The sequence below is a fragment of the Shewanella sp. TB7-MNA-CIBAN-0143 genome, assembly GCF_040310065.1.
In the GTDB taxonomy this organism is placed as follows: Bacteria; Pseudomonadota; Gammaproteobacteria; order Enterobacterales; family Shewanellaceae; genus Shewanella.
The window spans coordinates 277,238-294,381 of the sequence record NZ_JBEOPL010000002.1 but is presented as its reverse complement, the minus strand read 5'-3'; the positions used below and the strand labels follow the sequence as shown (position 1 = coordinate 294,381).

Here is a 17,144-nt window from a genome sequence, read left to right as displayed (position 1 = left end):
TTTTGGCCTAAGCTTCTTCAATACAGATGGCGATATCTTTGACTTCATAAATACGCAGACCATCTTTACTGAGGTTTGCGTCGCCTATTATGATGCGTTTACCGTCTTCATCTTTTACTGCACTGATATGTACATCAAGTGACATTTGTTTGTTAAGTGGGTTAATTTGACCGCGATATTTCCATTTAATATCCGACAAAATTTGGCCAAATTTTGGATTAGTAAAACCTTTACCTAGGTCTGTACTGATGGCGTAAGTTTGCATCAACTCGATCACGGCTTCAACACCTAATGAGCCGGGCATAACCGGATCTTGATGGAAGTGGAATTGGAAGAACCAATCACTTGGGTCAATAGTGCGTGACGCAGCAAGATAACCTTTACCGTATTTGCCGCCTGCTTCAACAATTTCGGCTTGGTCGATAAAGTTAAGCTGGCCGCCCGCTAAACAATAATGCGGTTGGCTAGTTGGCGGATTAAACACCCGTGACTGTTTATCCAATAAATTAACGCTGATGTCTGCCGCGACGTTATTATCAACATGCCATGGCTGAGTGATTTTGCCATTATCTATGCCGAGCTGGTTTTTGAGCGCATCACCTTTAAAGTAACCAAATACCGCACTACCCGTGTAAAACGGCTCGTTATCGACACTTAACTCAAAGGTGAAGCTTTGAATAATGTTACTGCCGGCAATGACGGTTGATAATAGCTTTGAGTCATTGACGATAGTTTTGCCGCGTAAATCCACATGGCGCAATAATTTGCCGCCACCGTCTAAGTTACGGAAAAACAGCTCTTGCCCAGGAAAACCTAGGGTGGTGCCCATGTAGCCAGAAATAAAGCCATTGGGTTGTAATGAAATTTCCATTAACACCGAATAAGGCATTACCGCTTGGTGGCTGTTTTTAGCAAAGTACCAAGCATCTGCCGGCACTTCGTATTCAGCGATACACGATGATGGCTTTTTCAATTCGCCGCGTTTACCATTAATTTCAACCACGCGGGTGGTTAACTGTAAATCGCCACAAGGTGTCCGCGGTGGGATAAGTCCGCGGTAAATACTAAAGTCAGGACCAAAGCATTTTTCGATATCGCCAGTAGCAAACTCAAACATATGGTATGGGGTAAATGGCACGGTATCAGGCACGCGATTAGCGTACTTTGAATCGGCACTGACTATGGGCGCTTCAACGTGTTTTAGTGGAATAACGCCCTTGTTACTCGGGGCGTTTAAATCTGGAACTTGCGCCATTAACGGCGCTTTGTTGGTAATCACTTTACCGCTAGCGTTTGAATCAACGGCAGGGCTAGTGTTGGCTGTGTTTAACGAGATAAGCGGATAACGAGCACATTCGGCATCTTCTTTAATCATCACACCCAAGTTTTGGAAATCGACCACGACTTTACCATTGAGTAAAATATCAATATTGGCTTTAGCGTAAGGGCGGGGATGAATACCGATTTCAGTCACTTCCATGCGATAAGTCAGCTCAGCCGTTTGTGGTAACACTTGGCCACGACAGCGAACTTTTTGCGAAGCATTTTCCAATGGTTGGAATCGACCATTTTCTACTAGAGTATGCATGCCGATGTGGATCATAAAGAACTGTAATAGCTGGCCACAACCTTCTGCCATTAGCGAGCCTGCCATCACTTGGTCGCCTTGAAAATGACAAGGGAAATACCAATGGTCTGGCGCAATGTGTTTATGACCTTCGAGTAAGCCTAAGCCCCACGTACCACCTTGTGTTTGTAATTGACTCACTCGCTCAATCATTAAGAACTTTTCAGAGGCAAAACAAAGCGATTTTTGCAGCCCAGTTTTTAGCTGATGCGCGACATGGTCGCCACCAAAACAGCTGCCAATATCACCGGTCAGTAAATGATGAATTTGACCATAATCAAATGCCGTTTGGTTACAATGTAGTAATGGTGTAAAGGTTGGTTTATTCGGATTGTTGAGCACTTGTTGACGATGTTTTATTTCATCTTCAGTTTGAATAACCCCTTTACCATCGGCCAGTTCTTGGTCGGTAAAGAAGCCTGCACAACCGCCATCCATTTTTAGGATCATCTTGTCGCCTACGAAACATTCGTAAGAGAAAAAGAATAATAACGTGTCGCCATTGCTGGCAAAGTTATTGATTTTAATGTCGTAACGCAGAGTGTCGCCGCCACGGGGTAAATCTTCTAAGAAGGTTAAAGTACAATCTAATAAGCGATAAACCCGCTCGCCTTTGTTTTCAAAATCGATACCTAAATAACTGATCAACATTAAATCGCACTGGCCCGATTCTACCGCGACAGCCCAAGGGATTTGACCATCCACTAAATACGGCGCATCGACGGGGATGTCGTATTCTGTAGTCATTGAACACGGTTTGTATTGATTCATGGTGGCATCGAGTTTAGTGACGCGTGACACCAATAAATAATCTGTTGTCGGTAAGCGAACTCGGCGCGAGTAACTGTCGATAATGGCGTAATCTGAGCCAAATACTTTAGCGATATCGCCTTCGGCATATTCAACTAAATCAGCGTAATTCCAAATACACGGTTTATTCGCTGGAATAGGTGCAGTGTAAGCGGGCACACAAGCATGATTAGGTTGGATTAACTTGGCAGGGCTAATGGTTTCACTCTTAACCGCGGTTTGTACTGCAGCATTAACGGCATAAGTATTAGCCGCCGGAGACGCGACTTGAGTCGCAGTTGTCTGATGGCTAAAACCAGCCAATTGAGATCGTAATAAACTGTCGGCTACTTTCAAGCCTGCATCTCGGCTGGCTAAATAAGCTAAATGCGCTTGTTGTGCTAACCACTGATTTTGTTGAAATGCCGTTAAATGTGCAGGTGGAATAGCATGATTTGTCATACTGGCAACCCTTGGTTGCTTTGGAATTGTTTTATCGGGGATATTTTCTGACATAAGAGGCTCGGCGATATTCTCGCTATTATTGACGCTAAGAGGGCTATTATCACGAATAGTTGGTTGCTTACTTTCAATGGTGTTGACCACCGTTGGGGCGATATCAGCACATTGATTGATAATACTGTCGAGCGCATCAAGTGGGCTGTCGATAATGTGTTGGTAAATATCGCGACCACCTAAACTGACTTGTTTAATTAAGCTTAACTTACTGCCCGTAGCCAGTTGTTGAGTTAAATTATTGCCCAGTCTAGCGTGCAATGCGTGTTGTTGCGCCGCAGAAACAGACAGATTAACTTGTGAGTATTGATTGTCGCTGCTGGTGAATACACTGGCATTGATAGACGGTTTATCGATGTGACGAGTTTGCACTAAACCGTGCAGCAAACTGGCCATGCCAGAAGCAGCAAATGTATGACCGAGAATATCATGAGCTTTACTCAATAACGGCGCTGAGCTGACCGCGATTGCAGCATCAGTTAATCCTTGGGCAAACTGTTGACCTTGAGTCGATAATATACATTCAGGTGATTGGTTTAACTCAACAACATCTGCTGATAATTCGGCTGGTAATTGTGACAATGGCGTAAAGTTGACGCTATCGATACTGGCATAGCTATCAAGCTGAGTGTGTGCTGCATTGGTTTGTTGCAGCACGAGTGCGCCAGCCCCTTCACCCACTAACCAATCTGTTGAACTTAATCCTTTGGCGTTAAGTTTTGCGGTATTGAACAACATATTTTCAATGCTGCCAGACAGGTCTACAGCGGCAATAATAATTGCATCTAATGGCTCTTGTAACGAGCCTAACGCAAATAAGTTTTGCGCCACATCGATACAGCGGTTAACTGATTGCTCGCCTGCAGAAATGGTAAATGACGGGCCGTTGAAATCCCATAATGAGGCTATCCGCGACGCCATAATATTACCAATAAAACTGGTGTATTGGTTAAGCTTAGCGGCGTCGAGCACACTGTCCATCGCAATGGTTTCAAGGCTGTCATATTCCGCTGTAGATAATTGAATACCTTGAGCGTTAAGGCTTTGCGCTATTTGGCTGTGTAAGTTAACTCGACCACGGAATTGATGCAGTTCAAGTTCGGTTTCCATGGCGACTAATACCGCAACTTTACTGCCTGGCGTTAGCTTGGCATCGGCGATAGCTTCATCGGCGACTTTAATCAACAGTAGTTGTTGTGAGATCAGGCGATCATCTTCATTGGGTGGCACTTTAAAACGCAAGAAATCAAAATCGAATTGATCGATATACGCGCCTTGCGGCACTTGGGTGATGCCATATTGGGCTAATAGCTCAGGGTGTTTGTCTAAGCCTTTCCAGCGCTGAGAGGGTAGCGGGCTAAAGATGGCTTGTTTGGTGATGATTTTTTTCGCCAGTGCATCAATACTGCTGCATTGACCAAAATGCGCCGCCATGCCGGTAATGTGCATTGGCGTTTCTGCATCAACTAACACTGTGCTGCGAGTTTGAGCGTTTTTGTTCTGAGTATTATTACTTAGAGAATTATTATTTTGAGAATGATTGTTCAGCGTCTTGTCAGCAACGGCTTTAGCTTGATATGACTCAAGTAATAAATGGGCGTTACACCCGCCAAAACCAAATACTGATACGCCAGCATGGCGGGCTTTATTGCCAACTTTATCGGGCCAAGGTAGCACTGCATTTGGCAAGGTCGCTTGGCCAAATAAGCCATTAGGTGAGGCGATAGGCGAGCTAATATTAATACTCGGTGGCAACACGCCTTGGCGCATCGCAAAAATCATTTTCATGATCCCTGGCATGCCTGCTGCGGTGAGTAAATGGCCTAAATTGGATTTTGCTGAACCTATTAATGGCGTGGCGCTACCTTGAAGTTTATCTTCAAAAAAACGCTCCATCGAGGTTAATTCAACTTTGTCGCCTAATGGTGTTCCCGTAGCATGACATTCAATCACTTCAATACTGGCAGGGGTGATACTTGGATCGATTGCTGCTGCATCGCGATAAGCGCGCTCGAATGCTTGCACCTGGCCTTTGCTGTTTGGGCTTAACACAAACTGGCCTTTACCATCGTTCGACAAGCCAATGCCACTGACTAAAGCGTAAATATGGTCGCCATCACGCTCGGCATCTTCAAGGCGTTTGAGCACTAATACCCCAGCACCTTCACCAGCGAACAAACCTTTACTGTTACTATCAAATGGGGCGGAAATACCGTGGTCGGGATAGGCATGAAATATCGAAAAGCCCATATTGATAAAGAACGGATCGGCTCCAGATACCGCGCCAGCCAGCATCATGTCTGCTTTGCCGGTATGCAAGTAGTCGCAGGCTAATTTTAATGCGTAAACCGAACTTGCACAGGCGGCATCTAAACTCAGTTGCGTACCACCCAAACCTAAAGCATCGGCAACGATTTTTGAGGCATTATGGGCAACAGCACCATTACGAAGGTTGACCGTTTTAGGTGCTACATTATTATTATTGTTATTGGCATTTTCTGCGGTATTGCTTTGCGATGCTTGATTAAACGATTGCAGATTAAAGTTTGGCTGTTGGAGTTTAGTCTGTAAGGCTTTTTCGACCGCGCTGTGATAAAGCGGCACAAATAGCTCGTTAGACTTGGCAGTAGGGAACGATAAGGTGCCCATGACAATACCAGTGCGTTGCAGCACGTTATGACTAAGGTCAATACCTGCGTCGGTTAACGCATTTCGCGCGGTGTCGGTTGCCCACAAGAAACTGTCATCCAAACCAGTAAATGCCTCGGGCTCAATACGATAACCTTGAGGGTTAAATTGAAAGTCTTGAATGTAGCCGCCTTTATCACAATAAAAACGGTCCGATTCGCCTTGTACACCCAAGTAATCACTCGGTGAAGCATTGAGTTTGCTAGCACTGATTTGGCTGCGCGAATCTTTTTTGTCTAATAAGTTTTGCCAAAATTTAGCGGGAGTATCCGCGTCGGGATACTGATTGGCTAAACCGACAATGGCTATTTTAGGGGTGGCTTGAGAACTCAATGAGGTTCTCCTTCTAATGATGTTTCACTGCAACGAGACAGTGGTGAGCCGTCGGCTATTGCCGTCTGCTGAGATAATGAGTTAATTGCATCGTCAAGGCTGCGAATAAAGGGGGTTAATGACATCGGCACGCGATGAGCCATTAATTGTCCCAAACACTTGAGTAAACTGCTGACATCGTCGCCGCCTTTGGCATTAACGGCAACGGCCATTGCTGGGGACGTGTTGTTACTTTGAGCATTGATTTTGTCAATTAAGGTGGTGGTTTGTCTATCGGCTCCGACTTCAACAAATAATCGGCAGCCTTGATCTCGAGCGTTGTGGATTAATTGAGTAAAATCCAACTGATGACAAAAAGTATCGGCAATCGATTGTGCAATAGCGTGTGAGTCTAACGTGACAGGCGCTGTTTGAGCCGCCGAGATAAACTGTAAATGTTCGGGTAAGTTTGCCAACAGCGGTTGCAGATAAAACTGACGTACATGGTCGGTAATATTTAGTGCGGCTGGTGTATGCATTGCCGTAATTCGATTGGCTGCAATACCGCGTTTACCTGCTTGTTTTAACAATGCTTTACAACTGGATTCACAACCTGCGATAACACATGTATCGCCTTGGATGATGGCAATATAAGCACGCGGGTAATCCGCTAAATGGGGCGTGAGTTCGTCAATGCTGGCTCGAGTCACAAAGCTGTTCCACACAATGGGTTCGTCATCGGCTAATTGCCATTGTTGACGAACGCAGCGAAGCTCGCCTGAAATATCTTGGGTAAAGATACTGCTGTTTTGGGTTGCCTCAATCATAGTGTGTGGTGCTTGCCAAACATCTAGACTCGCCCACATGGCCGCTTCGCCCATGGAGTAACCCAAGGCAAACTTAGGTTCAATGGCAAATTCTTGCTGCAACAGTTTGGTTAACACATAACTGGCGCCCACACCGGCAATGGCTAATTGGCTCAAACTCATTTGTGCGGCATGGTTTTCATCTGCCGCGTAAATAAACTCGGTTTGTAACATCGATTGCATGTCACCTTGGTTTTCGAGTTTTGCATACACATTGGGGAAAACCAAGCCCATTTGACTGAGCATGTTTGGATACACAGTACCGACGCCAGGATAGACAAAACTCAAACCATGATCACCCAGCGGCGCGGAATAAAAACAACTGCCAGCAGGGGTTTTATATTCTATCGATGGCTTATCGTTAACGTCTGGCTGAAGGTGAGTCGATATTATTGCCAACATCGCATTAATTTCTGTGATTAATCCGTTACGATCCTGCGCCATTAACACTAAAGCTAGGGGTGCATCCGTTTGATAATCGGCCAATGTACTTTTGATAAGTTTTAGTAAGCTGACATCGTCTGTCGCCGAATTGACCTGCGCAGAGAAAGCCATCAGTTTAGTGTGCAGTTGCACCAATGAAGTGGCACACAGTGGTAGCCATAAACGTTGGGGATTAACCAATTGCTTTGAGGCGACTAATGCACGACCTTGGGTCAAGATCATTGCCTGAACACCGTTGGCACTTGGGTAACATAAGGCTGCAACCCGACTTTGGTGAAGTGGGCTAAACCAATATTGGCTGTTGACCTTGTCCTGTGTTGGTATACAACGACTGGCGATAGACTCTACTAGGGCGGTCATTGCGGTTAATGCAGTTTGTGCATTATTGGCAGTATTGGATTTTACGCTGCCATCTAACGCGACAATCTGCGGTTGAGTATGTAGACGTTTTGCATGATTCAGCGCCAGTATGATTGCTTCAGCCTGATTGCTACCAAGTGCAACACCATTGAGATAAGCATGCGCATGAACGCCATGTTTCGCGGCAAGTAACCCCGGCATTATCCACAACCGATCGGCAATATTGATCATTTCATCTGTAGTGGATGATAGCCGCTCTATGCTGTGTAATAACGCCAGTTCAAAACCGTCGCTATGCTGAGTATCAATCGCAACCTTGTGCTCATTAACCGAGTCGATATTGGGTTTGCTCAGCAACAAAGCCAAGCGCATTGGCTTGGTTTGTTGCTGCAAAATACGCTCACTAATGGATTTTAGCGCCATGTTATCTGTGGCTGTCACACTGTGTCCTTGTGTGATAGTTCAGCAGAAGCTTGATGTGGAATAAATGCCCCATTCAAACTCTTACTAATGGTCACTTTAGCATTGAGCATTTGGCAACTCAGGCGGCCGTCTTGATGATATAAACTCACGTTAGCCACCAGCATTCTGCCACTGTGTTTAACCACATCAAGTTGAATATAACCTTTATCACCATTTGCAAATGGCCAAGCGGTAACACACTCACCGGTTGATGACGGTAAACTTGCGGCATCGTATTTCAATCTTGCCCATACCAGCATGGCTTGTAGTAGCAAATCTTCCGCGAAAATTTGGCTACCACCTAATACCGATGACGGGATAAAACCTTGGCAGTCTGCGGCATTAATCTGCGGCAATTGCACTCGGCACAGTAGCTGAGCATCATCAAATGCCAACACTTGCTTAATACCTTGCAAACGTGGGCCATGAAATAAGGTTCCGTTTTGGTACAGTTCAGCGCCTGAATATAATGGCGTCATGTTGGCCCATTGAGCCAAACTGTTGTCGCCAATAATCGGTTTAGCAATTTCAGCTGCCAATATCGTCTTATTGATCACCAATTGAGCTTGGTATTGCGGTTTCATGACTGCGCTTGGATCGTTTAACAAACGAGAGGAGATCTGCGCGCTGATCCCTGCGTCAGTTTGCGTTAGTTCCAGTTGCAACAAATGTGGCTCATTGGTGTCAAAAATAACCCCTTTAAGCAATTTGTATTCAGCAATACTGACAGGCACATGACATAACGTTTCTGCTGCATCACGCATCCATTGCATGGCGCATACCGTCGGTAATACCGGATTACCAGCAATGCAATGGTCGCTAACAAAAGGCATTTCAGCCGGGGTTAATACTCGAGTCAGCGTCTGACTGATAATATCAGTAGCTGATGACTTAGTCGTAACTGCCTTAGTCGTAACTGCGTTAGCCGTAAATGCTTTAGTCACAAGTGTATTAGTAGCAAATGTCAGCGAACCCTTGGCCATAAGCAAAGCGTCCGCATTAAGCTTTTTTACAGCGTTGTCCTGCTCTGATGAACCTTGCATATCAGAGCCAATAAGCAGTTGTGCCCCTTGTTGGCTTAATAAACTGTGAGCAAATAGCTCGGCACCCGCTTGTAGCGGAATAACGTAAACGCCACGTTCAACAAACATTTTCTTTAATGCTGAGCTGACCATACCACCATCCCAAGGACCCCAATTAAAACTCATCACTTTAGCTTGCGGTAAAGTGTGCGCCAGTTTCAGCGCAGTTTTATTGAGGATTTCATTCGACATTGCGTAATCACTTTGACCGGTATTACCGTAAAAACCGGCCGCCGATGAAAACAGTGCAATCAGCTTAATCTGCTGTGGGTCGAGTGCATTAATAATGCTAGCAAGCCCAGTCACTTTGGTGTTGTATACGCGGTTAAGTTCATCCAAGGTTTTATCTTGAATGTGCTTATCGGCTAACACGCCCGCACCGTGAATAACCCCATTAATGGTTAATGAGCCACCCTTGGCATTAGTCAGAATTTTAAGACTGGCAGCTACTGCTTTGGCGTCGCTGACATCCATCGAGACATACTGAGCACTGGCACCAACTTTACTGAAAGCGCTTAACGCAGCATCGATTTCTAGGCTACTGCTTATTGGCCACACTAGAGCATCAATCTGTTTTGGCGTTGGTTTATTGCCTTGAGATTGAATATAAGCGATGGCTGCGGCTTTTAATTCTGAAGCTTGTTTGCCTTGCGCCCAAACCGGTAAGTTGCTACCAAAATGTTGGCTACGACCTGCTAACACAAAATGTGATTGGCATTGTTTAGCTAAGGTGAGGGCGCATTCAAACGTTACGCCTTTTGCACCGCCGGTGACCAAAATAGTGTCATTTTTGTTTAGGCTTGCTGGTGCAAACTGTTCGCTAGCGTTGCCGGCAACTAAGGTTACTCGACCTTGGTTACTAATCCCCACTTCATTAATGCGATCCGCGCTAGCATTGGCACCATCGATATCAAATAACTCAGCAACGATGGCATCGGCAAAGCTTGTAGTATCAATATTGTTGGCAATGTCTAACGCGCGGCAAAACACCTGTGGCCATTCATGGCTTAGGGTTTTGCTCAGGCCAGATAAGGCTGCTTGGTTAAGCTCTGCTGTTGCGAGCTGAGTATTATCAAGATAACCAAACCCGCCGTCTAAACGGCTCACGGTAAAGTAGCATAAGCGCGAAGCTTGAGCTGGTTTAGCAAATTCAGCGTGAAGATGCTTAGCCCATAAAAACGCGTTGTCGACAGCGGCTTTTGCTGCAACAGTGCACGACATTAATTCGCTGCTGTTAGCGGTAGCTTGAGGCTGTAAATGAATAAAGCCTGCAATGGCATGTTCAGCGCCCAAATCGGCTTTAATATCGGCAATGACTTGTGCAATTTGGGCATCATCAATGCTGCTCAACGTATAGCTTTTAATATTGCTGCTTAAGGATGAATGTGCCACGCTAATGGTTTGTGGGTTACGAATAACGGCGACGGTTAATCCCTTTGCATTTAGCTTTTCAGCCAGTAAACCTGCATTGTGGCCATCGTCTGTGATGACAATACAAGAGTCTGTTGAAAAGCAATCTACGAGTTTATCCGCCGCTGGTAACTTTTTTAGCGCTACCTCGCTGTGTGGCGGTAATGCCGCGGTGTTAACGTCAGCCTTGTTTGCAGTTGATGCTGGTGCGACCGACGCAATAGCGGTTGCTGCAGGCAATTTGGTTTGCATGTAGCTGACGATTTCACCTAAGGTGCGACATTCGGCTAAATCTTCTGGGTTCAGCTCAGGTAAGCCTGGTAGTTCGTCTTGCACTGTACCTAGAATTTCAACGCGTTTGATTGAGTCGATACCTAAATCGGCTTCCATGTCCATGCTCAGTTCAAGCATTTCAGCAGGGTAACCGGTTTTGTTGGCTACCACTGACATCATGGTGCTTAATACGGTATCAGCACTTAAGCCAGTTGTTGCAGGTGCAGATACTGGAGCCTCAGTGTTAGTTGCAGGCAATTTTGTTTGCATATAACTGACGATTTCGCCCAAGGTACGACACTCGGCTAAATCTTCTGGGTTCAGTTCAGGCAAACCGGGTAGTTCGTCTTGCACTGTGCCTAGAATTTCAACCCGTTTGATTGAGTCGATACCAAGGTCTGCTTCCATGTCCATGCTCAGTTCAAGCATTTCTGCAGGGTAACCGGTTTTGTCGGCTACTACTGACATCATGGTGCTTAAAACGGTATCAGCACTCAAGCCCGTTGTTGGCGTTGCTGTTGCTGTTGCAGATGAAGATGAAGATACCGTTGCTACTGGAGCCAATGTGCTGACAGCAGGTAATTTAGTCTGCATGTAGCTGACGATTTCGCCTAAGGTGCGACACTCGGCTAAATCTTCTGGGTTGAGTTCAGGTAAACCTGGTAGCTCGTCTTGCACTGTGCCTAGAATTTCAACACGTTTGATTGAGTCGATACCAAGGTCTGCTTCCATGTCCATGCCCAGTTCAAGCATTTCCGTTGGGTAACCAGTTTTATCGGCAACTACAGCTAACATGGTGCGTTGGACGTTTTCAGCGGTTAAGCCCGTTGCTGCCGGTGCAGCAGCATTTGCCGATGTTGATCCCGTTGACGCTACAGCAACCGAGTTGGCCGCTGGTAATTTGGTTTGCATGTAGCTAACGATTTCGCCCAAGGTGCGACACTCAGCTAAATCTTCAGGGCTCAGTTCAGGTAAGCCTGGAAGCTCATCTTGTACTGTGCCTAAAATTTCTACACGTTTGATTGAGTCAATACCAAGGTCTGCTTCCATGTCCATGCCAAGTTCAAGCATTTCAGTTGGGTAACCGGTTTTGTCGGCAACCACAGCTAACATGGTGCGCTGAACGTTTTCAGCGGTTAAGCCCGTTGATGCTGGTGCTGCAGTAACTACCGATGTTGATCCTGTTGACGCTACAGTAGTTGTGTTTGCCGCAGGCAGTTTAGTTTGCATGTAGCTAACGATTTCGCCCAAGGTGCGACACTCGGCTAAATCTTCTGGGCTCAGTTCTGGTAAGCCTGGAAGCTCATCTTGTACTGTGCCGAGAATTTCTACCCGCTTGATTGAGTCAATACCAAGGTCTGCTTCCATGTCCATGCCAAGTTCAAGCATTTCTGTTGGGTAACCGGTTTTGTCTGCGACCACATTGAGCATAGTGTCTAACACTTGTTGCTGTGTTAGTCCGGCTGTTGGTGCAGAAACCGCTGCTGAGCTAACTTGCTGAGCCACAGGAGCTTGAACAGGTATACTGGCTGTCGGTTGAGGTTGAACCGCTTGAGCGGTTTGAACCTGAGCTGGAGCAACGGGTGCTACCACTGGCGAAGGTATTGCTGCTTGAGTTATGTGGTTTGACTGCACAAAAGCAGGCTGTACTGATGCAGCAGGTAGCGATACAGGTGCAGAAGCCGCCATTGGCATTGGTGTTTGCCCTTGCAACATGGCTAACGCAGCTTGGCTTGCTTGTGCTTGCAACGTTAAGAATTGAGTATGACTTTGCAATGTTTGTGCTTGATGCTGGTGGAACATCTCCATCGAACGTTGCAAGCTTTCTGGAATGGCTAATCCCGATGACGCCATTTGCGCTTGGGCTGTCATCAGGTGAGCAAAGGTGTCGCCATATTGCTGTGGTATGGCTAAAAACTGCTGATGTAATTCAGCGGTTTGTTGCTGCGCAGCAAAAAATGCACCGATACTATCGGTCGACGCTGACACACTTGAGCTAACTGGTTGAGCTTTAGCGATAGGAGCTGTTGCCGTTAAAGGTGCCGCTGTTGCAGATGCTGGCGCTTGAGCTGGTGCGGATGTTGCTGGCACTTCAATATATTCAGTTTTAATGACTTCTTTTTCCACAATTCTTTCCACAACTTTCTCGACAGGCACTTCCACTGTCTGGCTGGTAACGGTGCCGGTTTGCAATGACTTTTGCATTTTGGCTTGAGTGGCCGGACTAATATAATTACTCGCGGTTAACTTAACGTTCATCGGTGACACTTTTGCAAGCTCAGCGATTGGCGCTTGATACGGATCAACCTCGGTTAATGCCACCCCTAATACCGCAAGCTGACACGCTGCTTGGCGCAGTTGAGTGTCACTATTGCCTTTAGGATTTGGGTTCAAGCTCACTACACTGACTGATTCTGCTTTATTGCCTAGGGTAGCCTCCACCAATTTTTGGAGGATGTTTTTAGGGCCAAACTCAACAAATACTCGAGCACCCGCATCATACATGGCGTTTAGTTGCTCGCTAAAACGAACCGATTGCAACATATGTTCACTAAATGCTGCTTGGATTGCTTTTGGATCATTAGGATGTGCTTTACCTGTGCCATTGGCATAAAGGCTTAGTTTTGGCTTAGCAAATTTAATCTTATTGATTGCCGCAGCAAAAGGTTGTTGAGCATGGGCTACTAATGGAGTGTGGAACGCGCCAGAAACCGGCAGGGCGATTGCTTTAAAACCAAGTTCAGTAGTGATTGCTTGTGCCGCTAAGGTACATGACGCTGTTGGCCCTGCAATAACCAATTGGGTTGGTGCATTGTAATTAGCCACCTTGACGCCTTCAAATGCACTAATGCACTGTTCAAGCTTTTCAACACCGTTGTCAACAGATTGAGCGGGGACAATAATGGCGTACATTACCCCAGCGTCTTGATCTTTAGGTGTAGCCGCCATTGCTTGGCCACGAGCAAAGGCCAATTGATAATAATCAGCTTGGCTAATAACGCCTGCAGCACATAATGCTGACAGTTCACCAAAACTATGGCCGGCAACCATATCAGCTTTAAAACCTGCTTGAGTCAATAATGCATATTGGCCCATGCTCACCGCACCAATAGCACTTTGGGCATTGGCGGTATTGGTTAATGCAGCCTGTTGCGCGGCAATATCTTCGGCTTCAAAAGCAGGATTTGGGTACATAATTTGCGATAGTGGTGTTTGTTTATGTTGGGCAAACACCTTATCTGCTTGCATCAGTTGCTGACGCATTTCTGGATACAAACAGGCTAAATCGGCGCCCATGTTCAGATATTGTGCCCCTTGTCCGGCAAATAGTGCTGCCACTTTATGGCTTGCCGCTTCAGGATGAATCAATGCTGCTGCGCGATAACTGGTACCAGAAGGCAATTGCCAGCAGTCGGCAGTATTTGAGCTTAACTGCGCCAGCGCCTGAGTCAGTTGAATGGTTAAGTCTGCTAATGAAGCAACCACTAAGCCTATGCGTGCCGCGTTAGGGGCAATAGTATTTAATGCAAAACGTTTACCAAAATCGGCTAACACAATTTCTTGGCGATTTTGCTGTGTGGTATCAACAGCCTTAATTTCAGTTTGCAGTGCGGTTAATTGAGCCTGTAATGCGGCTTTGTTTTCAGCATGGATCAACAGGCTTTGTGGCACTGAACGTTGACGATATTTATCGCCTCGAACATGTTCTTGACGATATTCTTCCAACACAATGTGGAAGTTGGTGCCACCAAAACCAAAGGCACTAATACCCGCGCGGCGCGGGGTATTGTCTGCCCGAGGCAGCCATGGACGGGTTTCGGTGTTTAAATAAAATGGCGAGTCCTGAATGTTTAATTTAGGATTCGGCTTACTGACGTTAATGGTCGGTGGCAACACTTTATGATGCAAAGCCAGCGCTGCTTTAATCACACCAGCGGTTCCTGCTGTTGATTTAGTGTGGCCAACTTGTGATTTAACTGACCCAAGAGCAATGTGCTGTTGAGTGTCATTACCGTCGGCAAACACTGATTTTAAACCATTGAACTCTGCGACATCACCAGCTGCAGTACCAGTACCATGGGCTTCAATTAAGCCAACAGTGTGCGGCGCAAAACCTGCGTCGTCATAAGCGCGTCTTAATGCTTTTGCCTGGCCTTCTGGGCGCGGTGCGTAGATACTTTTAAACTTACCGTCTGATGATGAGCCAATACCTTTGATAACAGCATAAATTCGGTCACCATCACGCTCAGCATCATCAAGACGTTTAAGCGCCATCATGCCAATACCTTCACCAATCATCATACCTTTAGAATCGATATCGAAAGGTTGAATGGTGTCATTAGTGGTAAATGCCGGTGTTTTTGAAAAGCTCATGTACATGGAAGGCGAGTTATCGGTACACACACCACCAGTGAGCATCATGTCACTGCGGCCTTCAACTAACTCTGTAATCGCCATGCGCATTGCCGCTAAAGAACCTGCACAAGCTGCGTCAACCACGCAATTCATGCCGCCTAGATCAAAGCGGTTAGCTATACGCCCAGCAATCACATTGCCGAGAGAACCTGGAAATGAGTTCTCTTCCCAGTGAATATATTGATCCTGAAACTTTTTGATCAACATCTCAGTGTCTTCATCACTTAGCCCACTATTTTTAAATACTTTTTTGAGTATTGGGTACTGTAAGCGACCACTGAGACTGTGATTAATTTTTTGACCACCGCCGACGCCTAGTGTAATACCGATGCGATCGGTATCGTACTGTGCATCAATACCTGCATCAGCTAGCACTTCTTTGGCGACCACTAACGATAAAAGTTGTGAGGTGTCTGTTAGTTCGAGGATATTAGGGGGCAAGCCAAATTCCATTGGATTGAAATCGACTTCAGGTAAAAAACCACCACGTTTACAGTAACTTTTGTCGGCCATTGATTTATCGGCATTGTAGTAATCTTCAGCATTCCAATGGCTTTCTGGAACGTCGATAATCGCATCAATTTTTTCGCTGATTAAATCCCAAAACTTGTTTAGGTAACGTGAGTTAGCAAAAATACTCGCCATGCCGACAATCGCGACAGGCATGTCTTTTAAGCGTTTGTTTAAACGCTTATCTTTATTACTGGATTGGCTCATATGAGTCTCCGTTTGATAACTGAGGTTCAGTTATCTGGTGTTGGGATCCAGCTGCATCAATGGTGCTAGTGGATACTGCGGCTGGTTGACTTGCTCCAGGAAAACGAGCAAGAAAAGTGTGATAATTGCGAACCAATAACTTACGTAAATGAAATGGTCCGTGCTTTAAGACATGCGTTATATAGCGATTACTCGCTTGGGTATGGCTGTCTTGATAAATATCGAGGTAAACCCAGTCAGACTTAAAATCGACTCCAAGCAAAACAGAATAGGCTTGCTGCTTCGTTAATTGAGGCGGAATACTTAACGACACTACTTGCACTACGTTGTCTGGATCTGGACTCGGCAGGGCTAAAGTGTCGGCTAATGTCTGCGGGTTAACGGTATAGGTTTGAATATCGGCGCCTTGAGTAATAGGCAGCTGATTGAAGAATTTTTCTGGCACAAAAGGGCTGTCAAATTCGTCTAGTTTAGAGACCCCAAAACGCTTTAAGCAGCGGGCAAGACCGGAGCGAGAGACATTGGGGTTGATAAATTCTTGGGTGACTTTTAATAGCCTATCTAAAGGCATTTTTAATTGATAACGCAAACCCAGCATCACGTACTCTTCCATCGGAGATAGTGTCGTGTTGAGTTTGTGCGGGGTATTTGGGGTGTTATCGATTGAGTCACGTTTACGCCACTTACGTACTGTAGCTTCGCTGATATTGAGGATTTTGGATAATTGACTGACGCTGTAATCGGATTGCTGAATAAATTGACGCATTTCAGGTGTTGTCGTCGCATTACGGTGTTGGACCGTTTTTGGGCGAGGCTTACCCTTAAATAGACCAGATTCTAAATGTGTGGTTATCTTTTTTGTCATCTAGACAGGAATTCCAAATAATCTATTGGGACTTTAGCGCATTTAAACTTACCGATACTTACTTAAGTCATACTTAAAGAAGATAAAAAATTAGTCTAAATATCCATTTATGCTTTTTTTAACACAAAGCAGATTACCTGAGGTTTCACTCCGATACAATCACCCGAGACTAAAAAACGTGAGCAGTGTAATTAAAGAGGGTTATAACGCGATGTTGCTATGTGTGATGATGTGACGTTTTTTTATGTTAGTTACGTTAATGTGAATAATTTAAATAGAGAATAAAGCATAACAAGGAATGTTAAAAAAGTAATTTA

The 17,144-nt window shown here is 45.5% G+C and carries 4 protein-coding genes; all 4 read right to left on the bottom strand.

Annotation, left to right across the window (positions count from 1 at the left end; all coding sequences use genetic code 11):
* Positions 1-7 precede the first annotated feature (7 nt).
* From AAEY97_RS02650 to AAEY97_RS02635, 4 genes are read right to left on the bottom strand one after another with little or no spacing between them, the layout of a single operon-like run.
* Entirely contained in the window at positions 8-5,953 is a 5,946-nt protein-coding gene (locus AAEY97_RS02650; RefSeq protein ID WP_350996350.1) for a hotdog fold thioesterase, read from the bottom strand.
* Positions 5,950-8,043, bottom strand: coding sequence for a PfaB family protein (locus tag AAEY97_RS02645; RefSeq protein WP_350996348.1), 2,094 nt, complete (start codon positions 8,041-8,043; stop codon positions 5,950-5,952). The genes AAEY97_RS02650 and AAEY97_RS02645 overlap by 4 nt, the downstream gene beginning before the upstream one ends.
* Positions 8,040-15,962 (bottom strand): SDR family NAD(P)-dependent oxidoreductase, encoded by a 7,923-nt coding sequence (locus AAEY97_RS02640; RefSeq protein ID WP_350996345.1) that lies wholly within the window; start codon positions 15,960-15,962, stop codon positions 8,040-8,042. Before AAEY97_RS02640 ends, AAEY97_RS02645 begins: the two co-directional genes overlap by 4 nt.
* The gene (locus AAEY97_RS02635) at positions 15,946-16,827 is read right to left on the bottom strand and encodes a COG3415 family protein (protein WP_350996342.1); all 882 of its coding nucleotides are present in this window, start codon (positions 16,825-16,827) and stop codon (positions 15,946-15,948) included. The genes AAEY97_RS02640 and AAEY97_RS02635 overlap by 17 nt, the downstream gene beginning before the upstream one ends.
* Between the last annotated feature and the right edge of the window lie 317 nt (positions 16,828-17,144).

Coding starts and splice junctions, on each gene's coding strand:
- AAEY97_RS02640 (WP_350996345.1), bottom strand. CDS start 15,962: ATGAGCCAATCCAGTAATAAAGATAAGCGTTTAAACAAACGCTTAAAA.
- AAEY97_RS02635 (WP_350996342.1), bottom strand. CDS start 16,827: ATGACAAAAAAGATAACCACACATTTAGAATCTGGTCTATTTAAGGGT.